The 24,730-nt window shown below is 61.5% G+C and carries 22 protein-coding genes and 2 pseudogenes; 16 read left to right on the top strand and 8 right to left on the bottom strand.

Annotated elements, in window-relative coordinates; translation table 11 throughout:
• The first annotated feature begins 107 nt into the window (after window positions 1-107).
• Window positions 108-974, top strand: a complete 867-nt coding sequence (locus RSA25_RS01660; RefSeq protein WP_332807184.1) for an HNH endonuclease — start codon at window positions 108-110, stop codon at window positions 972-974.
• Window positions 975-976: 2 nt separating this feature from the next.
• Entirely contained in the window at window positions 977-2,323 is a 1,347-nt protein-coding gene (locus RSA25_RS01655) for a DGQHR domain-containing protein (protein ID WP_332807183.1), read from the top strand.
• 210 nt (window positions 2,324-2,533) lie between these two features.
• On the opposite strand, the gene RSA25_RS01650 is transcribed toward RSA25_RS01655, so the two are convergent.
• Window positions 2,534-3,379, bottom strand: coding sequence for a hypothetical protein (locus tag RSA25_RS01650; protein WP_332807182.1), 846 nt, complete (start codon window positions 3,377-3,379; stop codon window positions 2,534-2,536).
• A gap of 3 nt (window positions 3,380-3,382) precedes the next feature.
• Window positions 3,383-4,849, bottom strand: a complete 1,467-nt coding sequence (locus tag RSA25_RS01645) for a hypothetical protein (RefSeq protein ID WP_332807181.1) — start codon at window positions 4,847-4,849, stop codon at window positions 3,383-3,385.
• Window positions 4,850-5,537: 688 nt separating this feature from the next.
• On the opposite strand from RSA25_RS01645, the gene RSA25_RS01640 reads away from it, so the two are divergent.
• Genes RSA25_RS01640 through queC form a run of 7 tightly spaced genes read left to right on the top strand, consistent with a single transcriptional unit; the run spans window position 5,538 to window position 11,445 of the window.
• A complete protein-coding gene (locus RSA25_RS01640; RefSeq protein WP_332807180.1) occupies window positions 5,538-6,224 on the top strand; it encodes a hypothetical protein in 687 nt (228 codons plus the stop codon).
• Window positions 6,221-7,348 carry a DGQHR domain-containing protein DpdB gene (dbpB, locus tag RSA25_RS01635; RefSeq protein ID WP_332807179.1) on the top strand — a complete coding sequence of 376 codons (1,128 nt, stop codon included), beginning with the start codon at window positions 6,221-6,223 and terminating at the stop codon, window positions 7,346-7,348. The genes RSA25_RS01640 and dbpB (RSA25_RS01635) overlap by 4 nt, the downstream gene beginning before the upstream one ends.
• Window positions 7,348-8,628 (top strand): tRNA-guanine transglycosylase DpdA, encoded by a 1,281-nt coding sequence (gene dpdA, locus RSA25_RS01630; protein ID WP_332807178.1) that lies wholly within the window; start codon window positions 7,348-7,350, stop codon window positions 8,626-8,628. Before dbpB (RSA25_RS01635) ends, dpdA begins: the two co-directional genes overlap by 1 nt.
• Complete coding sequence (gene dbpB / locus RSA25_RS01625) at window positions 8,625-9,719, top strand: DGQHR domain-containing protein DpdB (protein ID WP_332807177.1); 1,095 nt, start codon at window positions 8,625-8,627, stop codon at window positions 9,717-9,719. The genes dpdA and dbpB (RSA25_RS01625) overlap by 4 nt, the downstream gene beginning before the upstream one ends.
• Window positions 9,706-10,338 carry a 7-carboxy-7-deazaguanine synthase gene (queE, locus tag RSA25_RS01620; protein ID WP_332807176.1) on the top strand — a complete coding sequence of 211 codons (633 nt, stop codon included), beginning with the start codon at window positions 9,706-9,708 and terminating at the stop codon, window positions 10,336-10,338. Before dbpB (RSA25_RS01625) ends, queE begins: the two co-directional genes overlap by 14 nt.
• Window positions 10,335-10,718 carry a 6-carboxytetrahydropterin synthase gene (locus RSA25_RS01615; RefSeq protein WP_332807175.1) on the top strand — a complete coding sequence of 128 codons (384 nt, stop codon included), beginning with the start codon at window positions 10,335-10,337 and terminating at the stop codon, window positions 10,716-10,718. Before queE ends, RSA25_RS01615 begins: the two co-directional genes overlap by 4 nt.
• A complete protein-coding gene (gene queC, locus RSA25_RS01610; RefSeq protein WP_332807174.1) occupies window positions 10,708-11,445 on the top strand; it encodes a 7-cyano-7-deazaguanine synthase QueC in 738 nt (245 codons plus the stop codon). The genes RSA25_RS01615 and queC overlap by 11 nt, the downstream gene beginning before the upstream one ends.
• Window positions 11,446-11,587: 142 nt before the next feature.
• Here queC and RSA25_RS01605 read toward each other — a convergent pair whose 3' ends face one another.
• On the bottom strand, window positions 11,588-12,622 hold the full coding sequence (locus RSA25_RS01605) for a hypothetical protein (protein ID WP_332807173.1): 1,035 nt from the start codon (window positions 12,620-12,622) through the stop codon (window positions 11,588-11,590).
• Between the two features lie 262 nt (window positions 12,623-12,884).
• Here RSA25_RS01605 and RSA25_RS01600 point away from each other — a divergent pair, with 262 nt between their 5' ends.
• The 4 genes and pseudogenes from RSA25_RS01600 to RSA25_RS01585 form a co-directional block, all read left to right on the top strand.
• Complete coding sequence (locus tag RSA25_RS01600; RefSeq protein WP_332807172.1) at window positions 12,885-14,090, top strand: hypothetical protein; 1,206 nt, start codon at window positions 12,885-12,887, stop codon at window positions 14,088-14,090.
• A gap of 53 nt (window positions 14,091-14,143) precedes the next feature.
• Window positions 14,144-14,473 (top strand): annotated as a pseudogene (locus tag RSA25_RS01595) (IS3 family transposase); the annotation flags it as partial.
• Between the two features lie 601 nt (window positions 14,474-15,074).
• Window positions 15,075-15,638 (top strand): cyclin-dependent kinase inhibitor 3 family protein, encoded by a 564-nt coding sequence (locus RSA25_RS01590; RefSeq protein WP_332807171.1) that lies wholly within the window; start codon window positions 15,075-15,077, stop codon window positions 15,636-15,638.
• A 143-nt stretch (window positions 15,639-15,781) separates the two neighbouring features.
• Window positions 15,782-16,636 (top strand): annotated as a pseudogene (locus RSA25_RS01585) (PA0069 family radical SAM protein); the annotation flags it as partial.
• Window positions 16,637-16,649: 13 nt separating this feature from the next.
• Here the strand turns inward: RSA25_RS01585 and RSA25_RS01580 are convergent.
• The 4 genes from RSA25_RS01580 to RSA25_RS01565 all read right to left on the bottom strand — a co-directional run bounded on the left by RSA25_RS01580 (window position 16,650) and on the right by RSA25_RS01565 (window position 20,498).
• On the bottom strand, window positions 16,650-17,132 hold the full coding sequence (locus RSA25_RS01580; RefSeq protein WP_332807170.1) for a hypothetical protein: 483 nt from the start codon (window positions 17,130-17,132) through the stop codon (window positions 16,650-16,652).
• Window positions 17,133-17,258: 126 nt separating this feature from the next.
• Window positions 17,259-17,972: a 2OG-Fe(II) oxygenase gene (locus RSA25_RS01575; protein ID WP_332807169.1), complete on the bottom strand. Its 714-nt coding sequence runs from the start codon at window positions 17,970-17,972 to the stop codon at window positions 17,259-17,261.
• A 122-nt stretch (window positions 17,973-18,094) separates the two neighbouring features.
• Window positions 18,095-19,111 (bottom strand): class 1 fructose-bisphosphatase, encoded by a 1,017-nt coding sequence (locus RSA25_RS01570; protein ID WP_332807168.1) that lies wholly within the window; start codon window positions 19,109-19,111, stop codon window positions 18,095-18,097.
• Between the two features lie 184 nt (window positions 19,112-19,295).
• Window positions 19,296-20,498 (bottom strand): amino acid aminotransferase, encoded by a 1,203-nt coding sequence (locus tag RSA25_RS01565; protein WP_332807167.1) that lies wholly within the window; start codon window positions 20,496-20,498, stop codon window positions 19,296-19,298.
• Window positions 20,499-20,673: 175 nt separating this feature from the next.
• Between RSA25_RS01565 and RSA25_RS01560 the strand changes: the two genes are divergently transcribed.
• A complete protein-coding gene (locus RSA25_RS01560; protein ID WP_332807166.1) occupies window positions 20,674-22,800 on the top strand; it encodes a TonB-dependent receptor in 2,127 nt (708 codons plus the stop codon).
• A 30-nt stretch (window positions 22,801-22,830) separates the two neighbouring features.
• Here RSA25_RS01560 and RSA25_RS01555 read toward each other — a convergent pair whose 3' ends face one another.
• Window positions 22,831-23,157 (bottom strand): hypothetical protein, encoded by a 327-nt coding sequence (locus RSA25_RS01555; RefSeq protein ID WP_332807165.1) that lies wholly within the window; start codon window positions 23,155-23,157, stop codon window positions 22,831-22,833.
• 145 nt (window positions 23,158-23,302) lie between these two features.
• On the opposite strand from RSA25_RS01555, the gene RSA25_RS01550 reads away from it, so the two are divergent.
• Together RSA25_RS01550 and RSA25_RS01545 are read left to right on the top strand one after the other, a co-directional pair.
• Window positions 23,303-23,701 (top strand): hypothetical protein, encoded by a 399-nt coding sequence (locus RSA25_RS01550; RefSeq protein ID WP_332807164.1) that lies wholly within the window; start codon window positions 23,303-23,305, stop codon window positions 23,699-23,701.
• A gap of 91 nt (window positions 23,702-23,792) precedes the next feature.
• On the top strand, window positions 23,793-24,725 hold the full coding sequence (locus RSA25_RS01545; protein ID WP_332807163.1) for a Ku protein: 933 nt from the start codon (window positions 23,793-23,795) through the stop codon (window positions 24,723-24,725).
• Window positions 24,726-24,730 lie beyond the last annotated feature (5 nt).

Raw genomic sequence — 24,730 nt, 5'->3', positions numbered from 1 at the left:
CTCCTCGAACGCCGCATGATCTGCCAACGCCTTATAGACCAAGAAACCCCCACCTTTTAGAATGCGCGAACCGACAGTTATCCCTGGCACAGGGGGGAGTGGCACGGATGCCCAAGCACAGTACCCGGACGACACTTTGGAACCCTTCCACGCCCGGCGAAGAGGTATTCCTCTGTCTGCATCGCGGACTTGGGCTGACACTGAACGTCTCGAGTACGGATGAGGATCGTGGAGTCGATCTTGATTGCCTCGGCTCGAAAGAGTATTTCTCCGAATTCGTCCAACTCTCCGCTACAACCGACGTCTTTGTGCGATGCATCATTGCATCACGGGAAGTCCACCGCGCCGTCGGGTCTGGCGCTAAGCCCGATGATGTCAAGCGTGGCATTAAGCACTTGGATTTGCCAATCGCGATCAATCGCGATCGCCATTTCATTGAGCGGCTCTTCCACGCTGGAAGAATTGCGTCTGAGCGCTCGCGGGGTATGAATCTCGCGCTGCAGAAGACGCTGGTCAAAGACCTTGCCAACTGCTACATCTGCGGAAAGAAGCTGATCGCGAAAGCCTCCTCCAAGGATGACAAGCATGCCGAGCGAACAGCCGATCACCTATGGCCTCTCTGCTTCGGCGGCTCCACCTCAGCAGACAACTTGCTTCCAGCGTGCTTCAAATGCAACAACGTCCGAAAGTCGCTCCTGTCGTGGGCGTCCGGCCCGGTCTACAACACGTTTTGGAGTAAGGGCTCTGAAGGAGCAGCTAAAGACCAAAAGTCCAATCCGGAGCTTGAGGTGACGATACCACTAGCTCTCGCCCGTCTCATGGATCGGGCGTCTGGGCATGGTAGGGATACGATCAAGCGCACCATGACACTTAAGGAGGCGGCGCTCGAACTAGGCCCCATTCGGCCCGATTTAGACTATCGCGATGACAAGCACTACGTGTTCACCGAACTACTCATGATGACGAGGACTTAAGCATGGCGACCAGGAAGAGAAAGGCCGATAACTATCTTTATGACGCCCTGCTGTACTCACAAAGGGGCGTGGCAAAGAATTCGCCTGAGTTCATCCTTTTCCATGCCCCTGCTGGCGAGATCGCCGCTTGGGCTGATGTCGAGCGTTTGAGCAAGGAGAATCGAACCGCGGCGCAGCGTGCATTGCGTCCGATGAAGGTAGCCAAAGTAAAAAGGTTCCTCGCGGCCTCTCCGAAGAACACCATTCCAACGTCTGTCATCGTTGCTCTGGACCAAGAGGGCGTGGAGTTCACACCCTCGGGACGAAGCCAGGGAACGGCCGGAAAGCTGCGCGTTGTACTTGACGGCGAAAAGAAGCCAGGCCTGATCATCGATGGCCAGCATCGCGTCTTTGGTGCTAATGAATTCGATCCCGACCTACCCCTGAACGTTATAGCTATCGTCGGCGCGGACGGAGCTGAGCGCGCTTTTCAGTTCATTGTCATCAACAACACCCCGACCAAGGTCAGCAAAGACCATGTGCGCGCGCTTAATCTCAACTACAACCCCAAGCGCCTGAACTCCCGCCTGGTGGAAAGTGCAGGCGTAACTCTCGGCATGGACAACGAGGTCTATGAAGACCTGCAGGTGATCGATCGAAGCGCGCCGTTTGAAGGCATGATCAAGATGCCGACCAATCCTAAAGGTAGCATTCCACTAAACGCCATCGAGGCCGCGCTTGACCAGGTCAAGGAGCGCTCCGCGTATTTGTTGATAGAAGAGTACGAGGTAGATGTCTTCCTACAGATCTGGAAGACGGTGAGCGAGGTCTATGCATCAGCCTGGGAAAAGGGTTCCCGGCTGCTTCACAAGGTTTCGCTTTATGCACTGACCAATTTTATCTGCGAGAACCTCGAGCACCGGGTAAAGCTTTCAGATGATCTGGACTTGCTCGACCCGGACGTCCTGTCCGATACCGTCCGCGCAATTCTCCAGCATGTAGATATCCACTTCTGGACGACGCCATGGAAGGGAACAGAACTCGATACCAGCACCGGGCGAAGGATCGTAGTGGAGGCACTGAAACTCACCGAAGCCAATAGTCGCCGCGGGCAGCCCTGGCATCATGAAGTTCGTATCCTTGACCCAAGTCACATCCCGAGAGTCAACGCGAAATCACAGCAGAGTGCTAAAAGCGCAGGTGCAAAGAAGCCGCGCAAGTCCGCGGCCAGCCCGGCAACTGCGGCCCGGCGTTCTCTGGATAAAGGAGTCAAGGCACGCGTGGAACCGCGAAAGACCTTGAAAGCTGCAGCCAAGAAGTCGGTAAAGAAGGCTGCCAAGAACGTTCCAAGAAGGAAGGGCGTGCGCTAATAGTCGCTCCGGAGTAAAAATGCTCGCAGTGCGCGCTCCGTAAGGGGCAACGCGCTGCGATCAATCTTTGTCTGAGATGTCGCTGAGCGCCACACCTTGCCTAGGTCGCCAGCCGCTCTCATAGAGTAGCCGCGCCACATTGGCATGCAATGGGCACGCCATGGTCGTTGTTGATCTAAGCAAACGGCACGAGGCAGGTGCGACCCGTAGTCAGTTATTCCGCCCGGTGACGGTGATGAGGTTGTCCAGCACCACGGGGCGGGCCGGGTCTTTCAGGTCAACGCTCAACTCGGTAGTCGCGGCCGTAGCACCGGTGCGACTGCACATCGGATGCCTGCGGAGTTGGGCGTAGAACAGCGCCAGGGAGACAACCCTGCCCTCCAGTTGCGTCCTATGGATCATTCCGGTCCATGCGTATGTCTGCTCCAATGCAACGAAGTTGGCCTTCCCTCCGTTGCATCCAACACAGACGACTCTCTGGTTCTGCGGTGAGTTGTCGCCGTAAGTCGAGATCGGCCAGTCATGATCGATCGAGGGGCGGCGGTACTGCGGGTTAGTCCAGTGCAGCTTGTTTGGGTCCGGGTTAGGCACGCCCCTGTAGCCATGGGGCGACACAATGACCTGTTCTTCCAAGTCCTCATTGCAGAAGCCCAAGCCACATATCTGACAGCGGAAACCTGCCGACTCAAGCTTTGCTGCGGTCACCTTCGCGCCCTTGCTGCGCGTACTAACCTTGAATCTCTGGTAGAGGCCCTGCACTAAGTTGAGCCGATCTTCCGTGGATACGAGACCATGAGCGGTGAAGTGCTGATCGCCTGCGTCGCGAATGCTCGATGATGCGTCGGACGGGCGCATCCAAAGGCTAAGTGGCAAAGCGAAGGCCCTGGCACGCTCGATCAGTATTCGAACGGTTGACCGCTCGAAATCCTGTTCATCTGCCTGCAGCAAGGTCAGAAGTTGTCCCTTGACGTGCTTCAGATCTTCCGCAGAGAGTCCCGAGAGCGCCTGACTGAGACTCGTCTCATCCTGGGCTAGCGCTAAATCGATCCAGTCCATGAATCACTCCTGGAAGAGCCCGAGCTTTCGATGCCCCCACGCCTTTCGGCCGATGTTTCGCCTCGTCTCAGTGATGGCGTCACGAAGAATTCGACGCCCGACCGTGGTCTGCAGACCCTTCTTCTTCCATTCGTCAGAGAAGAACGTAGAAGGGAAGTCCGTCCAGTAGTTGAACGCCCACTGCTGCGTCAGTTCAGGCTTGGAAAGTTGCTTATCCCTAGCATCTGCCCAGTTCGACAAGACTAGTCCCTGAATTTCTTGCAAGGAGACAATCTTAAGAAGATTTGATGGATTTGCATCCGTGGACTCCTGCCAGAGCCGTGCATCCTTGCCTTCAAAGTAGGCTCGTGTGCCACGCCAAAACGCAAAGAAGTGGTCCAGCCATTCGCCCTCTGCCGTGGACCACGTCGCGTCGGCCAGCAGAATTGGATACGACCGAGGAATGTTCTTGAAGTCCCTTACAAGGTTGGACATACCCGGGTACTGAAGGAAACCTGGAGCGCCTTCCACCTGGAAATCAATCATCCCCTTGAACGGCGAAGCATCATCCGTGTTGATACGCTCCATGACGCCCGCACTTTCGACCTTGACCTTTGACGTCTCAAGTCGGCTGTAGACGCTCTTGATCTCTTCGTTGTTGAGCGAAGTGGCGATGATGGAACTGAGGAAGGCAGGTTTGATTGGCCTCGCCTTCTGGTTGATCACCACGAACTGATAAACGCTCTCAGCCCAACTTGCATTCGGTACTGCGCAGACAGAAAGAAGAATTCCCTCATCCGCCATTGCGGCACCAAAAATACGGTGCTGCCCATCTACAATGATCCCGGGGCGGAGAAAGGAGTACAGGACTTGTCTCAACTGGTCTTCTTGCGGCCAAGGCAGCAGTCCGTTCTTGTAACCTAGCAATCGCGCGTAGAAGTCCCCTAGGTAAGACTTGGCAGTGGCACCTCGCTCCGGCTGGACCAAGCCGTCGGCCTCGTCGGCAGCCGTCTCTTCCACCTCTTGGGATTCCTCGAGACGGATCGCCTCAACCATCGCAGATGCCACATCGCTATCGATCAGTTTAACAACGTCGAGCGGAAGCCTTTCGCGTAGATGAGCAAGCACCTTATCCGCCAACTCAGCGATTGGCACGCCTTCCAAGTCCTCGGTTGTAATCTTGATGCGTACCACTGCGCTGTGCGAGGCTGAGACCCCGGCAATGGGCTCTAGTTCCACCCCGCCTGTAAGCCCAACCACCACCGACGTCGGTGTGATGTTCTTCGCGTCCTCCTTAAAGAACGCAGCGACATCTTCGATTCGTGAGGGATTCAGCGTCCGCTGAAAGCCATGCTGATAGTCAAATGCCTTTCGCGGCACCCCAGCCCAAGCACGGATTTCACCGGCGGGTGCGACGAACAGCAGAACTTGGCCCGCGCCCTCGCGCGGTTCGTACAGTTGCGCGACGTACTCGAACACCGTGTCATTCACGACTACCCCCTATTAATGCAGTGATCCTGCACCCAGTTGCAAACAAACCGCGGTCCAACCCGTCAGGAAAGCCCCGCGCCGTGCAGCGAGATGGCAGTCCCGACCAGTGTGACCGCGCTCTTGAGCGACATGAGGAACAGACGTCCAACGAGGAGGAGAGGCGCTGTCCCTGCGCGGTGCCCTGTGCGCGTTACCGCTCTGCGGCTATACCCCATGGTACGGCAGGTACGCCTGGCACTTCCAGACCCGCCTACGGCAACTAGGCCCAAGGGTAGAAAACTGCAACTTTGCCGCCCGCAGCCCTATGCGACAGTTTTAATTACTGCACGCATCGGCGAAAATGCAATGAGGTTCTTGATCTCTCTTCCGCTCCGTGAGCTAATGCTTCAACTTGCGCCCACCTCATCACACCCCTCCGCCCAAGAGAGCCTAAATGATTGATTATAAAGGTGATGATTCTAAAGGCGCGGTGGGCTGCCTGTTGGTGAACTGCAGCGCCCGCAAAGCGAAACTGTCAATGAGGGGACCTCGCGGGCGAGATCTGCCTCTGGGGAGTCAAGCCGAGGTTGCGCGGGCTTGGCTTGCTGCCACTGCGCGGTCAGAACTGGAGCTTGTGCCCGCCAAGGACCTGTACTTGGGGTCTGGACTGCAGCGTGTGTGGCGGGCCTCCAGGCATCTTGGCAAGCCCATGTGGATCGTATCGGCTGGGCTTGGTCTTGTCCGTGCCGAACAACCAGTGCCCGGTTACGACCTGACTCTGTCTGAGCAGTCCAGTGATTCCATCCAGGCCCGTGTTCAAGGCGGATTTGACCAGGCCCTGTGGTGGCAGCAGATCCAGCGCGGCCCTTTTGCTCACCCCGTCTCAGCATTGGAGACAGCCCTGAGCGATAGTGGGCGGGTCCTGATCGCACTCACCAAGCCGTACGTAAGGATGGTCGGCCCGATCTTGGCTGCCTTGCCCGCAGATCAGATTGCCAAGCTTCGGTTCTTTGGTGGCGGAATAGAGAAGGTGCTACCGAAGATCTTGCACGCTCAAGTGATGCGGTACGACGAGCGCCTTGACCAGATAGTGCCCGGGATCAAGCTGGACGGTGCTGCGCGGGCCCTGGAGCACTTCGTTAGTTTGGTCGCCAAGCGCACGGAAGGTACTGCAGAGCAAGACCAGACCCTCATCGATGCGGCGCTTAGCGGCATTGCCCGCTCCGCCTCCGTCAAGCGGGAGCCGATTGGGGACGACGAACTGAAGGCACTTATGGTGCCTTGGCGTGCCCACGGCTTGTCTTTCTCCCAAGCGTTGCGTCGGTTGCGTGACGTGGAGTTGCGCTCCGCCGAAGAGCGGCGCTTCCGTAGAATCTACTCACAGGTGACACCATGAGCCGCAGTATCGGGGCATCTGTTCGGGCTGTCCGCAGCAAGCAGGCGGGCGTGTCGCTGTATGCGTTCTTCCTACCAGGTGCAAAAGTACTGGAGATCGCGGATGTGTCGCGATTGGAGCGATCAAAGGACGGCCTTGATGGGTTCCAGCGAGACGCTATCCAGAAGCACATCAGTGCAATGGTTGACTACCTCAATAGCGGGGATGTTCTGTTCCCCAATGCCATTCTGCTGGCACTGTCACCCAAGGCCACGTTTACCCGCTCTCGGGGACCTTCGCCGGAGGGACTGATTGCGTGTGGCGATCCAGGTGTCCTGAAGCTTCCTGTCGCCCGCGATGGCACCAAGCTGGCATGGATCGTGGACGGACAACAGCGTTCCACTGCTCTGGCCAGAGCAATTGATGGCGACCTCCCGGTTCCGGTGATCGCGTTCGTATCCGACGATCTTCAGGTTCAACGCGAGCAGTTCATCCTGGTAAACAAGGCACGTCCATTGCCCAAGCGGTTGGTAGACGAACTGCTTCCTGAACTCGATGCAAGGCGATTGCCTCCTGACATGGCCATGCGTCAGATACCCAGTGCGCTCGTGGACCGGTTGGACACCGATCCTGACTCACCGTTTCACGGCTTGATCCGGCGCACAACGACCACCAAGGATCCCGCTCGCGTTGTGATGGACTCGGCCTTGGTGCGGATGCTGCAAAAGCAGATCCACCAGCCATTGGGTGCCCTTGCGTCATACCGGTCTCTCGATGGCGGAAGTACCGATCCTACCGCGATGTACGGCCAGGTACTTAGCTTCTGGAATGCGATCAAGCGAGCATTCCCTGAGGCATGGGGCCTGCCTCCCGAGCAAAGTCGCCTCCTGCACAGCGCTGGCATCACCGCTTTGGGCGCGCTGATGGACTACCTCAGCCCCCGTCTAACCAAGCGAGGCAGCGAGGAACAGTTCTATCTGTCTGTGCTTGGAAGCATGGCACCAGACTGCGCGTGGACGTCTGGCCGATGGTCCGACATGGATTGTGCTTGGAACCAGGTCGAAAGCACCGCCAAGGACATCCGCCTGCTCAGCGACCAGTTGATCCGCCTTTCCCAAATACACAACCTAAGGCAGATGGCCTAATGAAGTTCATTTACGCCGATGCACTGGACTTCGTTGATCCAGACTTCGACTTCGCCAGTGACCGCACCTCCGAGGGACGGGTGGTGCAATGGGACGATGAGTACCCGCACGAGTTCCTTGAGCGCTCCCCCTACGACGGCATCCTGGTCTCTCGAGGCGTCGTCGGGGACATCCAGCATCAAGGAAAGTACACCTTGCCCCAGGTGATGCGCTTCCGCAGAGAAGGCGCACGCAAGTTTCTGCGCTACACACTGGACAAGTACCCTGATAGCCTGCTGTTTGGCGATTGCGGTGCCTTTACCTACCGCGACCAAGCCGTGCCCCCGTACACCCCCATCGATACCATGGAGTTCTACGCCGATGGCGGCTTCACCCACGGTTGCTCGGTCGATCACATCATCTTCGATTTTGATGAGGGAACCGGCCGGTCCCGCGCTGAGATGCCGCAGGATGTCTTGGACCGCTACGACTTGACGCTGCAGTTGGCCAGCGAGTTCTTCGCTGAGAGCAAGCGCCTGAAGGGTTTCATCCCGATGGGAGTCATCCAAGGCTGGTCCGGGCCCAGCATGGGCCATGCAGCCGCTGAGTTGGTGAAGATGGGCTACACCTACCTCGCCGTAGGAGGCTTGGTGCCGTTGAAGATCCCGCAGATCCATGCCGCTTTGTCGGCGATCCGTAAGGCCATTCCCGGTCACGTCAAGCTACATCTTCTCGGATTCGGAAAGATTGAGAATCTGGCCGAGTTCGAGCAGTACGGCATTGCCAGCTTTGACACTACGTCACCCCTGGTGAGGGCGTTTAAGGATGCGGTGAAGAACTACTTCTCACGCGACAGCGAAGGCCAGTTGAGCTACTACACCGCCATCCGTGTCCCCCAAGCCCGCGACAACAACAAACTCAAGGCCAAGGCCCGCCGCGGCGTCTTGAATCAGGAAGTGGCCATGAAACTAGAGGCGGCTGCCCTGGACTCTGTCCGCACTTTCGCAGGCGGAAAGATGCCGATCGAACCGGCCTTGGATAACATTCTTGCGTACTGGAAGGCTTTGAATTGGCGCGAAGACCATGACGATGCCAGCCAGATGCGCTCACTCGTTAAGCAGCGCGCCATCTACCACCGCACGCTGACTGAGCAGCCTTGGACACGCTGCAACTGCCGGGTCTGCACTGAAGGCGGTGTTGAGACGCTTCTGTTCAGGAGCAGCAACCGCAACAAGCGCCGCGGGTTCCACAATCTACATGTGTTCTACGAACACCTTCTCGCTCACAGGCTCGCAGCATGACCAAGCAACTGACTTTCACCGCCATTGCCCCGCAGCAGTCGCCCGACTCCCAAGTAGCATTTTTCGTCGCCACCGCAGACCAGATCGACCAGATCGCCACTATTCAGCGCCTGGCCCGCGACGAGGAGGGCCTACCGACCGGCTTCCAGCGTCCGCAGATCGCAAAGCACATCCGCGAGATTGGCGACTACCTCGCACGCCCTGACGCCATCTTGGCCAATCCGATCGTGCTCGGGTTCGTCGGCGGCGCCAAGGTAAGGAAGGCAAAAGACGGATCGACTCAACTGGTGGTGGACATCAGCAAGGGTGCCCCGGGCCTCATCGTGGATGGCCAGCAGCGATTCAGCGCGTTGCGCGAGATCGGGCGTGGCGGCTTCCAGGTACCGGTTTCAGCCTTCATCTGCGAGAGCCTGGAGGAGCTGACCCAGCAGTTCATCCTTATCAACAACACCAAACCCCTAAACAAGGGGATGATCTATGAACTGCTTCCCCTGGCTCGCCAAGGGGGAATGCCTTTCCGCCTGGAGTCGCGCCGTGAAGCGTCGGACCTGGTTGCGTCTCTGAACTTCCGAAAAGGCTCGTCTCTCCGCGGCATGATTCGTGGCCAGACCACTCCGCACGGCGTCATCCAGGACACGGTCATGCAGAAGCTGATCATGAATTCGATGTCTGATGGTGCCCTCCGGATGTACCGAAATGACCACAAGCTGCTGCAGAGCCATGGATCGGAGCTGATCAGCGAGTATTTCCATGCAGTACGCCACGTCTTCCACGATGCCTGGAAGGACCATACCCCCACGACGTCCCGGTTGATTCATAGCGTAGGCATCACAGCGATGGGCTTTGTCATGGAGTACCTGCACTCTGCGCTGGGGGCCACGACTCGCGAACAGTTCATTGAACCGTTGACGGCCTTGCGTCCGGCGACCGCCTGGACGGAGGGTGAGTGGGTATTCGGGCCGGAACGCCGGCGTTGGAACGGCCTGCAGCAGGTGTCAGCGGACTGGAAGCTTCTGACCTTCTACCTGGTCCAGAAGGCTCGGGAGGCAGTGGAGAACCCAAAGGGAGTCAAAGCCCATGTACGCAGTTAAGGAAATCTTCTACACCCTTCAAGGGGAGGGTTTCCAGGCGGGTCGACCAGCAGTGTTCTGCCGGTTCTCTGGCTGCAACCTTTGGTCTGGCAGAGAAAAGGACCGCTCCAAATCAGCCTGTACCTTCTGCGACACGGATTTCGTCGGGGTAGATGGCCTCAACGGCGGGAAGTACCCTGATGACGGGACTCTGCCCTACATGATCGCCGACCTGTGGCCCCACCACGCAATCGAGAACCGCCTGGTTGTTTTCACCGGTGGCGAGCCACTGCTTCAACTCGACGAGCCCCTCATCCGCGCCATGCATGCGTTGGGGTTCAAGTGCGCGGTCGAGTCCAACGGCACCCTTGAGCCGCCTGGAGGAATTGACTGGCTGACCGTTAGCCCCAAAGGATCGGCCCCGCTGAAGGTCACGCGGGCCAATGAACTCAAGCTGGTGTACCCCCAGCCTGACGCCCCGCCGGAGAGGTTCGAGCACTTTGTGGCCGACCAGTACTTCCTCCAGCCCATGGACGGACCGGACCAAGCAGAAAACACGCGAGCAGCTGTCGAGTATTGTAAGGCGCACCCGAGGTGGCGGCTGAGCATGCAGACGCACAAGTACCTAGGCATCCCATGAGCGAGCCAATTTTCAACATCTGCAAAGAGTTTCACTTCGATGCTGCGCACCAGTTGGACGCAGGTCCCGATGGCGATCCCCGGTACCGGCGGATTCACGGTCATTCCTACCAGGTTGAGGTCTGGGCCCGGGGTCCGCGCAATGCGCGGGGCTGGGTGATCGATATGGGGGACTTCGAACGGCGCATCCAGCAAACCAATGCGAAGATTGACCATGTCTTTTTGAACGAGATCGAAGAAATGGGCGCGCCTACAATGGAGAACATTGCCTACTTCATCTGGCGCGACCTTCACGACTTCACAGGCCTGCACAAGGTCGTCGTCAAGCGTGGTCAGAACGGCGAGTCCTGTGAGTACCTTGGAGAGCACGATGGTGACTGAACTTCAGTCGGACAATGGTGGCATTGATCAGCGTTCTGCCTTGGTGGTGTTCTCTGGTGGACAAGACTCCGCCACGTGCCTTGCATGGGCTCTGGATCGGTTTGACCATGTGGAGACACTCGGATTTCACTATGGCCAGGTGCACGACATCGAGATGTCCGTCCGGGAGGGAGTACGAGAAGCCATCCGCAACATCAGGCCCGAATGGAAGGACCGGCTGGGTCCAGACCACGTCCATGATGCCGGCATCATCGGTGAGATCAGCCAGTCAGAGCTCACCGGAGCAAGCGAGACCAAGCTTCGCACCGCAGGACTTCCTGCAACCTTCGTCCCAGGCCGCAATCTTGTCTTCCTGACACTGGCTGCTGCGCTGGCCTACCGTCGAGGCGCAAAGCACATCGTCACGGGGGTCTGTGAGACCGACTTTTCGGGCTATCCGGATTGCCGCGATGACACAATCAAGGCGGTTCAACTGGCGGTAAACCTGGGCATGGAGTCGAGATTCGTCGTGCATACCCCCCTGATGTGGATCACCAAAGCCCAATCATGGTCACTCGCCGAAGACTTGGGCGGTAGCGCACTGGTCAGTGCGATCAACGAGAAAACCCATACATGCTATACCGGCGACCGATCCGTCCTGCACGACTGGGGCTACGGCTGCGGGAAATGCGATGCTTGTCGGCTACGGGCAACTGGTTGGAAGTCTTACGTTGAGGGAAATCGGTAGCGGCCGAGCGCTGCGCGCGCGCCGGCTCATCCAAGCCGGCCATCCCTTTCTGTCGCCAACTGGTGCCGGTATGCCTCAAGCTGAAGGGCAACAGTGATACTGCATCGTCCCGCTCCAGTAAATGGCTATCTCGATCGCAGTCTTAGCCGCAATCTGAGTTGCCTACTGGGTGAAGGTAGTGCTTCAACACCCAACCTTCTACTTCTCGGTCTTCCACGTGGTCTCGATACCGAATCTTCGCCGAGCGCGAACTCTTACCGGTAACAAGAACCTCCTGATTGGGATAGGCAGTGCCAAGCGTCAGACCTTCGCCTGGCAGGGAACGAATCGTTGCCGGACGCTCTTTGACTACGCACATCTTCTTATCAATGGCCTGCTCCAAAAGGACCTGAAGGGTTCGGTTCAGGCAATCGACCGCTTGTGATGCCTGCGTCTGTTGCGCCACCACGGCCGCCGTCTCTTTTGCTGACTCGGCAGCTTCGCGTTGCGTCTCCATGTAGTCGAGGTACCACCGAAGGTTGTCCATAAGTCCAAAGACGAGGGCCAGCAGAAGTGTGAGTTGGGCAATCCTGTGCTGATCAGCCTGACCATCTTTCGAGCCAAGCGGCGATGCCACAACTCTGTTAACCAAGACCTCCATAGCCGTGCTCTGCGTGGTCGCCTGCTCCAACGCCACGCTGTAGGCACCGTCAGTGCCCGCATCAGTTGTCGCGGCGGCGTCCTCGGTCGGTTCAATGGCGTCGGCCCGGCACTCGACTGAGGAGAGATACGATTCAACTAGATCACTGACGAGCGAGGCCCTATCCCGCTGCGCTGTGCTCAGATACTCCGTTATGCTACGAGTCTCACCTTGGCGCTGCAGAAGCTGCCAGGCATGCTCAGCCGGGTCGATACGATTGAGCATCTTATTCTTGATCGACTGGCCAGCAACCTCTTGGACGGCCGCCTCAAGGGCGCGTTCGTGTGCCGCCACTGAAGTGGCAAATCGAAGCGCCTCGTCGGCCAGATGCGAGGCTCTCATCCTGTCCTGCTCCGCCGCCAGATGAGCATCAAACACTGAGCTCACCGTGTCCTGAAGACTTCGAGCGACCTTCAGCACGTCAAGACTCTGGTTGCGACCGTAGGAGAGGAGCGCCATTCGATTAGAAATGGTCTCCTGCTCCTTGAATATCTTCATCAATGTTGCCGCCGTACTTGTCTGAACGGCTTCAAAAGGACCCTCCAGAGGTGAGGACGGCTTGAGTACGCCGCTACGGCGTTCGAAACTTCGAAAGGATTTTGACCATACACCATCGCCACATCTCCACGACCTCGTCAGGTCTTCAACTGCAGCAATGCTGCTGTGTTTGTTTCTGGACTTCGGAAGAGGGAGGCTTTCCCAGATAGCCATCGTGTGGGTAACTGTTGGCATAGAATGCGAACACGAGCGGAGGATGGCCATGCCAGATTTCAAGGATGTTGTTGAGAGAACGTTTGCAATCTGGGATCAGATAGCCGCGGCGAATGCCTTGGGCGCAATCGTGGAGCCCAATGATCCCACTGCGCCGTGCTGGTGCCGATCCGGGCTTGCCTGGGATCAATGCCATAAGATTCGGGGTGAATTGGCCCCAGTAACAAGCGGCGAACTTCATGACCTCGGCAACCGGGAGGAGCCGATTCGGGTGTGCCGTCATCCTCAGGCGTCCCCCGAGGTCTGTTCGAGTCCCGGGCCGATTCTGTCCCACACAATCCAACGCAGTGGGGGCTTGGCGGCCATCGCCGAATCGGGGCACGTATACAGTTCAAAGCGTGGCTTTGAACGAATGAACAGGACCAATGGCGTCGTTGGCTTTGAGAAGCTGGGCGTCAGGCAGGCATCGGTCTTTCCAGGCTACTGCAGCAAGCACGACAATGAACTCTTTGAGTATGCAGAGCACGTCGATTCTCCGTTGGATCTACGCTCAAGCTTTATTCTTTCGTTGCGCGCAGCCGCTTTCGAACTATCGTCAAAGGCACGCCAACTGCAACTGAATGATCTCAAACGCCGCGTTATCGACCGCGGCGAGACGTTTGAGCAGCAGAGCAGGATCCAGAACGTCTTGCAGGCGCTGGAAGACTCCATCAAGCTCGGGATGTGTGACATTACCTCGCTCCATGAGCGCTACGTTCGAGCTTATGGTGATGAATTCGGCCTGCGGCAGTTGAGTGTCTACGCCATCCGCTTTGATCAGGTTCTTCCGTTTGCGGCTGCTGGCGTGTTTGTGGCTGAGATAGACTTCGCCGGTCGAAGGCTGCCTAGCCTGCGCGAAGGTGGCCACTTCAGCCAAGTGGCCTTGAACATCAGCGTGGTGGGGCGAAGTACGTGCATGATCCTGGCATGGTTCGGGGGTTCCGGGAGCTCGGCAGCCCAGTTGGTGGACAGTTTCAAGGCACTACCTGAGGAGAGGAAGGCTTCGGCCGCTTTGATCCTGGCATTGGAGCATCTGGAGAACGTTTTCTGCAGGCCCAGTTGGTGGGATGGGCTCAGGGCCAAGGACCGGGATCGGCTGGATGCAAAGATTGCCGGCGGGATACACGAGATTCGCGATAGCGATGCGCTGGTGGAACCGGGAGTCAATCCTGTGATTGCGCGTGTCCTTCAAGTGCTTGAGATCAACGGCCGCTAGTGCGAGATTGTCGACGGGTCCATCGCGATGATTATCGGCATGCCCGTCGACCGCAGCGTCAAGGCGCCCACGAAGTCATCCTGCATTCGGATCGTGGCAGTCAGTTCCACGGCGGTGATTACCAGGCATACTTCGCGGCTAACGGGATGATCTGCTCGATGAGCGCTGTGGGACATTGCGGCGACAATGTGGCCTGCCAAGGCTTCTTTGGGTTACTCAAGCGTGAGCGAGTTTATCGAACCAACTATCCTACACTGGATGCAGCACGAGCGGATGTGTTTGACTACATCGAGCGACGCCATAACCCAAGGATGCGGCGAAGGATCGCCAGGCAGGATCAAAAGGTTGCAGCTCTTTTAGAACCGTCCGTGATATCGGGGTAGAACCTTGGTGACGGGTCTCGCCATCACTCTGTTCGGAGACTGCTGGTCCAGATTGTTTGTGTGATTGCGGGAGGAACGGCGCACGCTACGCATCGAAAGGCAACGTCGAGGCCGCGCGCTCGAACCTTGGCTTGACCGATAACGTCCGCTTCTGGCCGAAAGCGGACATCGGCGACGCCGAAAATTCAGGCGAGCGACGTCGAGCCTGCAGCCATATCTGGGCGCGAAAGACTGCCCATTGCTGAGAGTAGAGATTTTCAGGGTGAGGGCTCTGCACAAGCATTCCGCAGCGTGAGAACCAGTGCATCCCATACGGGGTCCTGTCACTCTGTATTCCAGAAAGAAGTAACGGGTCGCGGTCCAAGTCGTCGCTACTGATACTTGGCCCTCGGTTCGCTTAGCGGCGGAACGCATACGATCAGTAATAGAGGATCCCGTGGCGCACAGGGCCGTGCACGGCTCATTCCCCCTAGATCACTAGCGTGCTTGAGCCGTCCACTAGACCTTGGCCCCACCACTAGGCTCACAGATGGACATTGAGATCAAAAGGGAGCAGCGTTTGCTTGTCGCCCCCAAGGCCTACTAATTTCGGAGAGCGCAAATGAGCAGAACAAGTATCTCCCATCCACTGAAGATTGCCACCTTACCTGTCGGCGCGAACGGCGGTGGGATCGGCGTCACCTTTGCACCAGGAAAACATCAGGAAGTAGCAATGACTGGCTCTTGGGCTCGGGACCTGGACGTCGACCTCGCGTCGATCGCGGAGTGGGGAGCACAGCATCTGATCACGTTGATTGAGCCGTGGGAGTTCGAGGAGCTGCGAATCACCTCTTTGGCGGAACGTGCCAGAGCCCACGGTTTGATGTGGCACGGCCTGCCAATTACAGATGGTGCGGCTCCTGACGCGCGACTCCTTGGGCCATGGCGATCCCTAGGGCCACAGTTCGCAACCAAGCTCTTGTCTGGAACCAGGATCGTGGTGCATTGCAAAGGCGGGCTGGGTCGGGCCGGCACCGTGGCGTCGATGCTCCTCATTGAAACAGGCTTTGCCTCAGATGGCATCGATGCAATTGCTAAGGTTCGCTCGGTGCGACCTGGTGCGGTGGAGACGGCGGAGCAGGAGGAATTCATCCTGAACTGGTCTAATCGCGGAGCCGGAATCTGAGGTAGCCACAACGCCCCGCTAACCTAGCCGTCATTGCCTTGGGCTGGAGCACAAGATGCCTGTATTGCGCAGTTAGTCTGTAGAGGACTCCTCTCCCGGGTGCGAAGCGCTGAACATTTTTCTCCAAACACATATAGTGTTGCTGCTCGTACTGCTTTGCCCGGCCGTCGCACGCCTACCTCAACCTGTCGCCCGGCCTGGACTTCGAGACCAAGCTGTTCGCCAAGACCAACGCACCGCACCTGCTGCGCAAGGAATTCTCGCGCCCGTCCTACGTGCCGCAGCCGATCGCCCTGGGCATCAACACCGACGCCTACCAGCCGATCGAGCGCAAGCTCAAACTCACCCGGCAGCTGATCGAGGTCATGCTGGAAACGCGCCACCCGTTCTCGCTCATCACCAAGAACGCGCTGGTCGAACGTGACATCGACCTGCTCGCACCGCTGGCCGAGCAGAACCTGGTGAGCGTGCACTTCTCGGTAACCTCGCTGGACCCGCACCTGTCGGCCAAGCTGGAACCGCGCGCCTCGGCCCCGCATGCACGCCTGCGCGCGATGCGCCGGCTGCATGAGGCCGGCATCCCGGTGGGTGTGATGGTGGCCCCGGTGATCCCGTGGATCAACGACGCCGAGCTGGAAGCGGTGCTGGAAGCCGCGCGCGATGCCGGTGCCTCCACCGCCGGCTACGTGCTGCTGCGCCTGCCGCTGGAAGTGGCGCCGCTGTTCCGCGACTGGCTGGACACCCACCACCCGGACCGCGCGACGCACGTGATGAGCACCATCAACCAGCTGCGCGGTGGCAAGGATTACAACAGCGAATTCGGCAGCCGCATGTGCGGTGAGGGCGTGTATGCCGATCTGCTGTCCAGCCGCTTCAAGCTCGCTCGCAAGCGGCTGGGGTTTGATGCGCAAAACAGCCATTGGCCGCGGCTGGATTGCGGGAAGTTCGTGCGGCCGCTGCCGCCGCGCGAGGATTCGCCGCAGGGGTCGTTGTTCTGAAAGGTCGGACCAGCTAAGGCCATCTGGCCGCAGCGGTAGATGCAATGGCGTGCGCAGCTTGCGCTGAAAAGCCTATTTTCTCCAGCTCCGGCACCAGCGCTGCAGCCGTCCTCCCATGCACCTCGATGGCACTTCCGGCATCGATGATCGACGGAAATACGTGGCTGTTGTCAGATGCATATCCAGGAACCACGGTCGTGTTCAACTGGGTGGTGCTTACGCCAAATGTTGCATCGGGAAGATAGACGCTGAGCGTCACCGTCCGCCCTTCGACCACACCCTCTTCGAGCTTGATCCAGCCTACGAAATGTACGGCCTGGATGTGATCGACGAGATTGTGCTTCACCTGGACAGGAAGACCGGCGAACACATCGCGTTGCGCATGATTGAATCCACCCATCTGGATGCCGCCCCACACATCCGCGCTCACCTCAAGGATGTTTGCCACCTGCCCTTTGCGGCGAAGATCGGCAATCGACGAAGTAGCGCGGGTCATGCATTGGTTGATATACGAGGACAAATCAAATCTCCTCCCGAACGGGATGCATAGTTGACGGGAATTATCAGGCGCCCGCCACCGCAACCCAATCGGAGTCGGACGAAATGCGACCAGCGTCCCCGCCTAGCCGCTGTTTCCGAACAGCTTCTGCGCACTCTGGAACAGCACCCAGCTGGTCGCAATGAACTTGTCGCCACCCTGCGGGCGGTTGCCACGATGGGTGTGGGTGAAGGCGGTGGGCGCGATCAACAGGCTGCCGGTGCGCGGGGCGATCTTGCGGCCCTGGAACAGGAACTCGGTTTCGCCCTGCTCGAAATCGTCGTTGAGATAGAGCGTCCACAGCAGGTGGCGATGCAGGGTCTCGGCGGCGGGGTCGCGCGGGTACAGTTCGCAATGCCAATAGGGATAGCCGCCCTCGCCTGCCGCATACCATTGCAGGTTGATGGCGCCCGGGCGCAGGCAGGTGCGGGCCAGGTCGGAGAGCGTGGCGTCGTCCATGGCGGTGAAATCCTCGGCGGCCAGCCGCCGCGGGTTACCGTCGCTGTCCTGGATCTGCAACATCAGCGGCGAGATCAGGGCCTGTGGATAACGCCGTAGATAACTCATGACGCCGCGGAAAACGGCCTGTTGCAGCAGCATGTCCACATCGCGCCACGCGGCATCGCCGGTGATGCGCAGATCCTTGCTGTGCTTGAGTTCCGGGAACACGCCACTGCCCACTTCCCCGGGCCGCAACTGTGCACTGGTTCGCATACGCGCCTGGATGGCGGCACAGGTCTCGGCGGGGATGGCGTTGTGGATTACTTCGATGAAGTCAGGCTGCGTGTCGGCCGTCATGGGGTCATCCGTGGGCATCTGGCCCCGATGGTGACCGCTGCGCGGGCCGATGTCACGCCGCTGCCATGTGCGCTGTGCACACGGCAGGACGGGACCGGCGTCGCACCGGTCCCGGGCTGCGATCAGCCCTGCGCGGTGTCGTGCTCGCGGTGATAGCGGGTAGCTTCCGCCACTTCATGGCGCGAGCCAAGGAACACCGGCACGCGCTGATGCAGCTGGTCCGGCTGGATGTCCAGGATGCGCTCGCGACCGGTGGTGGCCGCGCCGCCGGCCTGCTCGACCAGCAGCCCCATCGGGTTGGCTTCGTACATCAGGCGCAGCTTGCCGGCCTTGGACGGGTCCTTCTTGTCCCACGGGTAGATGAAGATGCCGCCGCGGGTGAGGATGCGATGCACGTCGGCGACCATGCTGGCGATCCAGCGCATGTTGAAGTTCTTGCCGCGCACGCCTTCCTTGCCGGCCAGCAGGTCCTGCACGTAGCCCTGCATCGGCGCTTCCCAATGGCGCTGGTTGGACATGTTGATGGCGAACTCCTGGGTGTCCGCGGGGATCTGCATGTCCGGCGTGGTAAGCACGAACTCGCCCTTCTCCCGGTCCAGGGTGAAGGCGTGGGTGCCATGGCCGACGGTGAGCACCATCTGCGTGCTGGGCCCGTAGATGCAGTAGCCGGCGGCGACCTGGGCGGTGCCCGGCTGCAGGAAGCTGTCGTCGTTGGGTTGTTCGGTGCCCGGCGGGCAACGCAGCACCGAGAAGATCGTGCCGACCGACACGTTCACGTCGATGTTGGAGCTGCCATCGAGGGGATCGAACAGGAGCAGGAAGTCGCCGCGCGGATAGGTGTCCGGCACGGGCTGGCAGTGGTCCATTTCCTCCGAGGCGCAGGCCGCGAGGTGGCCGCCCCAGGCGTTGGCTTCGAGCAGGATCTCGTTGCTGATCACGTCCAGTTTCTTCTGCGCTTCGCCCTGCACGTTGCCGGTGCCCGCTTCGCCCAGTACGCCACCGAGCGCGCCCTTGCTGACCGCGATGGAGATGCTGGTGCAGGCGCGGGCCACGACGGCGATCAACTGGCGCAGGTCGGCGTTGATGCGGCCGGCATGCTGCTCTTCGATCAGATAGCGGGTAAGCGACGAACGGGACATGGAAGGGCTGCCAAAGACATTCGGGGGCCGTATTGTCGCCCGTTGCCGCAGGCATTACGAGGCAAGGCGCGCACGTAAGCGATTACAACCGTCCATGACGCTGACGCGGAGCCCCTGCGCGCGCGCCGCAGACAAAAAAACGGCCGCACCGGGCGGCCGTTCCTTATCTCACCGCGCTTGAAGCTCAGCCCTTGGCAACCGTCGCCACGGCCTTGGCCACGTACGCCAGGTTGCCCTGGTTGAGCGCGGCCACGCAGATGCGGCCCGTGCCCACGGCGTAGATGCCGAACTCATCGCGCAGGCGGTCCACCTGCGGGCGGCTCAGGCCGGAGTAGGAGAACATCCCGGCCTGGTCGTTGATGAAGGCGAACTGCGGCGCGCCGGCGGCGACCAGGTGTTCCACCAGGCCATGGCGCAGGGCGTGGATGCGCTCGCGCATCTCGGTCAGTTCCGCTTCCCACACCTGGCGCAGCTCGACGCTGTTGAGCACGCCGGATACCAGCGCCGCGCCGTGGTTGGACGGGCTGGAATAGATGGTGCGGATGATGCGCTTGACCTGCGACTGCACGGCCTTGGCCGACGCCGCATCCGGGGCCACCACCGACAGCGCACCGATGCGCTCGCCATACAGCGAGAACGACTTGGAGTACGAGTTGGCGACCACGAAGCTGTCGATGCCGGCCTCGGCGATGATGCGCACGGCGGCGCCATCTTCGTTGATGCCCTTGTCGAAGCCCTGGTAGGCCATGTCGATGAACGGGAACAGCTGGCGGTCCTTCAACAGCGCGGCCACCTGCGTCCACTGCGCGACGGTGAGGTCGGCACCGGTCGGGTTGTGGCAGCAGGCATGCAGCAGCACCACGGTGCCCGGCTGCAGCTTGCCCAGGTCGGCAAGCATGGCGTCGAAATCCACGCCGTGGGTGGCCGGGTCGAAGTAGCTGTATTCCACGACCTCGAAGCCGGCGGCGCCGAACACGGCGCGGTGGTTCTCCCAGCTCGGGTTGCTGATGGCGATGGTGGCGTGCGGCAGCAGCTTGTGCAGCAGGTCCGCGCCCACGCGCAGCGCACCGCTGCCACCGATGGTCTGGGAGGTGGCCACGCGGCCGGCGGCCAGCAGCGGGGATTCCTTGCCGAACACCAGCTCGCGGGTGGCCTGGTTGTAGGCCGGCAGGCCGTCGATCGGCAGGTAGCCGCGCGGTTTGGCTTCATCGGCCAGCTGCTGTTCGATCTGCTTGACGGCGCGGAGCAGCGGGATGCGGCCGCTCTCGTCGTAGTAGATGCCCACACCCAGGTTGACCTTGGTTGGGCGGCTGTCGGCGTTGTATGCCTCGGTCAGGCCCAGGATCGGGTCGCCCGGGACCAGTTCCACATTTGCAAAGAAGGACACGGCGGTACTCATTCGGATGACGGAAGGGGGGAGGTTGTCGCGACGCAGGTTGCGGCAGAATCAGCCAAAACCGACCCATCGTAACAAAGCCACGCCGAGGGCGCGGCGGCGGCCGTCACGTCTGCTTCCGTACCATGGCGTGCGGCCCGACCCGCCGCCGAGGACCCCTGCACGCATGCGTCGTTTTCCCCTGCTTTCTGCCCCCTGTGGACTACTTTCGGCCCTGCTGATGCCGAACCTGGCACAGGCGCAGGCGCCTGCCGCCGACGCTCCGCCCGCGCAGCGGCTGCCCACCGTTCAGGTGGAGGCGGCCCGGGTGCAGCAGGTGGAGGACGTGGACCTGCCCGCATCAATCACCACCGTCTGGTTGGATGACGATGCCAATGGCGCCCTGGCCCAGGTATCCGAGGCGCTGTCCGGCATCCCGGGCGTGGTGGCCCGCGACCGGCAGAATTTCGCGCAGGACACCCAGCTCTCGATCCGTGGCTTCGGCGCACGCTCGACCTTCGGCGTGCGCGGGGTGCGCGTGCTGGTGGACGGGGTGCCGGCGACCATGCCCGACGGCCAGGGCCAGCTGTCGCACGCCAGCCTGCTGTCGGCGCAGCGGGTGGAGGTGCTGCGCGGCCCGTTCTCGGCGCTGTATGGCAACTCGTCCGGCGGCGTGGTGCAGATATGGAGCGCCGACGGTGCGGCCGGTGATCCCTGGCGGGCGCGGCTGGACACCGGCAGCGACAACACGCTGAGCACCGGGGCGCAGCTGCGCGGCCAGCAGGGGCCGATCCACTACAACGTGGCCGCCAACCATTTCCGCACCGACGGCTGGCGTGCGCACAGCGCGGCCCGCCGCGAGTCGCTCAACGCGCGGCTGGGCACGGCGGTGGGCGGGGGCCAGCTGGACCTGGTGCTGAACTACGTGGACGCGCCCGACGCGCAGGACCCGTTGGGCCTGAGCCGGGCCCAGGTCAACGCCGATCCCCGCCAGGCCACGGCGGTGGCCACCCAGTACAACACGCGCAAATCCGTGCGCCAGGCCCAGGCCGGGCTGGTGTTCACCCGCACCGAGGGCGCGCACACCTGGCGCGCGATGGGCTATGCCGGCCAGCGCAGCGTGGTGCAGTACCTGGCCATTCCGCCGGCACCGCAGGCCAACCCGCTGCATGCCGGCGGGGTGATCGACCTGGACGGCGATTACGGCGGGGTGGACGCGCGCTGGCACTGGCAGGGGCAATGGGCCGGACGCCCGCTGGACGTGGTGATCGGCGCCAATGCCGACCGCCAGGCGCAGGATCGACGCGGTTACGAGAACTTCGTCGCCGATCAGGTGGGGATCAAGGGCCGCCTGCGTCGCGACCAGGCCGACCGCGTGGAAAACCTGGACCAGTTCGCCCAGGCCTGGTGGCAACTGGCGCCGCGCTGGTCGATGCTGCTCGGCGTGCGCCACAGCACCGTGCGGTTCCGCTCGCGCGACCGCTACATCACGGCCACCAACCCCGATGACAGCGGCGCCCGCCGCTACGACGCCACCACCCCGGTGGCCGGCGTGGTGTTCCGCGCCACCGATGCCTGGCGGCTGTATGCCTCGGCCGGGCGTGGCGTCGAGACGCCCACCTTCAACGAGCTGGGCTACCGCGCCGACGGCCAGGCCGGGCTGGCGCTGGACCTGGCGGCCGCGCGCAGCCGCAACCTGGAAGTGGGCAGCAAGTGGCATGCGCAGGGCGGGACGCAGCTGGAAGCGGCCCTGTTCCGCGCCGATACCCGCGATGAGCTGGCGGTCGCCAGCAACAGCGGGGGCCGCAGCACCTACCGCAACATCGGCCGGACCCGCCGCCAGGGCGCCGAGGCCAGCCTGGTGCAGCCGCTGGGGGCGCAGGCCGACCTGGCGCTTGCCTACACCTGGCTGGCGGCCACGGTGCGCGATCCGTATGCGCTGTGTGGCACCACCGGCTGCGCCACGGTGGCCGCCGGTGCGCGCCTGCCGGGCGTGCCCAGACAGCAATGGAACGCGCGCCTGCAATACCGGCCCGGGCCCTGGCAGTGGGCGGCCGAAGTGGTGGCCTCCAGCGATACCGTGGTCAACGACCTGGCCACCGAATCGGCGGCCGGTTATGCCCTGCTGAACCTGGAAGCGGCGCGGCGCTGGCGCACCCCGCAGGGCACGCTGCGCGTGTTCGCGCGGATCGACAACGTGCTGGACCAGCGGTATATCGGCTCGGTGATCGTCAACGACGGCAACCAGCGCTATTTCGAGCCCGGCCCGGACCGCCGCTACGGAGTGGGCCTGCAGTGGCAGTGGGCGCCGTGACCGGCGCCTGAGCGGCGCCGGCAGGAGCGGTCAGCGCGGCACCTTGGCCGGCACGAACGGCGAGGTGGGATCGCTGGCGGGGAAGGTCTCGTCCAGTGCCTCGTCCTGATTGTCGCTGGCGTGCGCCTTGCGCGCCTGGCGCTGCTCGGGGTGTTCGCGGCCACCGGGATGCGGCGTGCCGGTGGGGTCCTTGCGGTCGCGGTAGCCGTGGCTGGGGCCGGCGACCACCGGCAGGTGGTCCGGATCGGCGGGGGCCGGCATGCCGGCACCGCGGTCTTCGGCATCCTGGTTGTCATGTTTGGCGTGCTGTTCGCCCGGTACCGGGGCGCTGGCTTCGCGCAGGGGATCGCGTTGCATGGGGATCTCTCCAGGACGGGGGCGACCACTACACCGCGCGCCAGGTGAAGTCCCTGCGAATCGCCCGCCTTGAACGGATCTGTCACGGCTGGCTAACGGCGACGGGGCTATTCCTGCCTGCCCCACGCACTGCCGGAGTCGTGCCATGCCCCGCCTGGACCGCCGCCCCGTCCCCGCGCTGTTCAACGCCTACCTGCAGCCGGCACGGCGTGCGCCTCGCGTGCGCCGCGACCGCACCGAGGAGGCCCAGTCGGTGGCGCAGGACTACCTGCAGTACATGCGCAACGATTACGAACGCCGGCGTGGCCACGGCCACCGCAGCTGGCGCGACCTCTACCCGGCCTATGCCTTCGCGCTGACCACCCACTACGCCGACTGGCCGCGCGGCGGCGATGACGACACCGACGGCGAACTGGCCGAGCACTGGGAACAGATGCGCGGGCAGTCGCGGCTGGGCTGGCGGCAGGCGCGGGGCATCGTGGAGGACGCCTGGCTGGCGCTGGACCACATGCCGGCCCCCGCCGTGCACGGCCTGCTGCAGTAGCGCGTAAAGGCCGCCTGCACGGGGCCGACACAGGCGTTTCACGGGGAGCGGGTTACAGCTGCCCTCCCCTGTTGCATGGAGTGGCGCCGCCATGGCCCGACCGATCTGGACCGGTACGCTGTCCTTCGGGTTGCTCAATGTCCCGGTGTCGCTGATGTCCGGCGAGCGCAAGGTGGACCTGCAGTTCCGCATGCTCGACTCGCGTGACCGCAAGCCGATCCGCTTCGAGCGGGTCAATGCGGATACCGGCGAGGAAGTGCCGTGGAAGGACATCGTCAAGGCCTACGAGTACGACAAGGGCAGCTATGTCGTGCTGGAGGAAGACGACATCCGCTCGGCCGCGCCGGAGAGCCACGAGGCGGTGGAGGTGGAGACGTTCGTGGATGCGGCGACCATCGACCCGCGCTACTACGAAAAGCCCTACCTGCTGGTGCCGGCCAAGAAGGCCGAGAAAGGCTACGTGCTGCTGCGCGAGACGCTGCGCAAGACCGGCAAGGTGGGCATCGCGCGGGTGGTGGTGCGCACGCGCGAATACCTGTGCGCGGTGATGCCGCATGGCGACGGCCTGGTGCTGATGATCCTGCGCTACCCGCAGGAGCTGGTGGACCCGGAGGACTACACGCTGCCCAGCGGCAGCCTGGCGCAGTACCGGATCAGCAGCAAGGAAACGGCGATGGCCGAACAGCTGATCGACTCGATGTCCGGCAAGTGGACACCGGAGGACTACCACGACGAATTCCGCGCGCGCCTGCAGACGCTGCTGAAGAAGCGGATCAAGGCCAAGGGCGGCACGGCCAGGGTGGAGGACGAGCCGGCGCCGCGCGAAGACGCCACCACCAACGTGGTCGATTTCATGTCGTTGCTGCAGAAGAGCCTGGATGCCAAGAAGCGCACCCCGGCCAAAAAGACCAGCACCGCCGCGGCGCCGAAGAAAGCGGCCGCCAAGAAGGCCAAGGCACCGGCCAAGAAGGCCGCCAAGGCGACCAAGACCGCCCGCAAGACGCCCGCGCGCAAGGCCGGATAAGCGCC

The organism is Stenotrophomonas sp., assembly GCF_036662295.1.
In the GTDB taxonomy this organism is placed as follows: domain Bacteria; phylum Pseudomonadota; class Gammaproteobacteria; order Xanthomonadales; family Xanthomonadaceae; genus Stenotrophomonas.
Note: the sequence above shows the minus strand (reverse complement) of the source record. Positions and strands in the feature narration are given on the sequence as shown.

Bases quoted from the DNA above. Each gene is read 5' to 3' on its own strand.
- RSA25_RS01575 (WP_332807169.1), bottom strand. From the start codon at position 17,972: ATGACGGCCGACACGCAGCCTGACTTCATCGAAGTAATCCACAACGCC.
- RSA25_RS01600 (WP_332807172.1), top strand. From the start codon at position 12,885: ATGCCAGATTTCAAGGATGTTGTTGAGAGAACGTTTGCAATCTGGGAT.
- RSA25_RS01550 (WP_332807164.1), top strand. From the start codon at position 23,303: ATGCCCCGCCTGGACCGCCGCCCCGTCCCCGCGCTGTTCAACGCCTAC.
- RSA25_RS01570 (WP_332807168.1), bottom strand. From the start codon at position 19,111: ATGTCCCGTTCGTCGCTTACCCGCTATCTGATCGAAGAGCAGCATGCC.
- dbpB (WP_332807179.1), top strand. From the start codon at position 6,221: ATGAGCCGCAGTATCGGGGCATCTGTTCGGGCTGTCCGCAGCAAGCAG.
- RSA25_RS01555 (WP_332807165.1), bottom strand. From the start codon at position 23,157: ATGCAACGCGATCCCCTGCGCGAAGCCAGCGCCCCGGTACCGGGCGAA.
- RSA25_RS01560 (WP_332807166.1), top strand. From the start codon at position 20,674: ATGCGTCGTTTTCCCCTGCTTTCTGCCCCCTGTGGACTACTTTCGGCC.
- dbpB (WP_332807177.1), top strand. From the start codon at position 8,625: ATGACCAAGCAACTGACTTTCACCGCCATTGCCCCGCAGCAGTCGCCC.
- RSA25_RS01580 (WP_332807170.1), bottom strand. From the start codon at position 17,132: ATGACCCGCGCTACTTCGTCGATTGCCGATCTTCGCCGCAAAGGGCAG.
- RSA25_RS01650 (WP_332807182.1), bottom strand. From the start codon at position 3,379: ATGGACTGGATCGATTTAGCGCTAGCCCAGGATGAGACGAGTCTCAGT.
- queC (WP_332807174.1), top strand. From the start codon at position 10,708: ATGGTGACTGAACTTCAGTCGGACAATGGTGGCATTGATCAGCGTTCT.
- RSA25_RS01640 (WP_332807180.1), top strand. From the start codon at position 5,538: ATGTGGATCGTATCGGCTGGGCTTGGTCTTGTCCGTGCCGAACAACCA.
- queE (WP_332807176.1), top strand. From the start codon at position 9,706: ATGTACGCAGTTAAGGAAATCTTCTACACCCTTCAAGGGGAGGGTTTC.
- RSA25_RS01660 (WP_332807184.1), top strand. From the start codon at position 108: ATGCCCAAGCACAGTACCCGGACGACACTTTGGAACCCTTCCACGCCC.
- dpdA (WP_332807178.1), top strand. From the start codon at position 7,348: ATGAAGTTCATTTACGCCGATGCACTGGACTTCGTTGATCCAGACTTC.
- RSA25_RS01545 (WP_332807163.1), top strand. From the start codon at position 23,793: ATGGCCCGACCGATCTGGACCGGTACGCTGTCCTTCGGGTTGCTCAAT.
- RSA25_RS01615 (WP_332807175.1), top strand. From the start codon at position 10,335: ATGAGCGAGCCAATTTTCAACATCTGCAAAGAGTTTCACTTCGATGCT.
- RSA25_RS01605 (WP_332807173.1), bottom strand. From the start codon at position 12,622: ATGAAGATATTCAAGGAGCAGGAGACCATTTCTAATCGAATGGCGCTC.
- RSA25_RS01590 (WP_332807171.1), top strand. From the start codon at position 15,075: ATGAGCAGAACAAGTATCTCCCATCCACTGAAGATTGCCACCTTACCT.
- RSA25_RS01655 (WP_332807183.1), top strand. From the start codon at position 977: ATGGCGACCAGGAAGAGAAAGGCCGATAACTATCTTTATGACGCCCTG.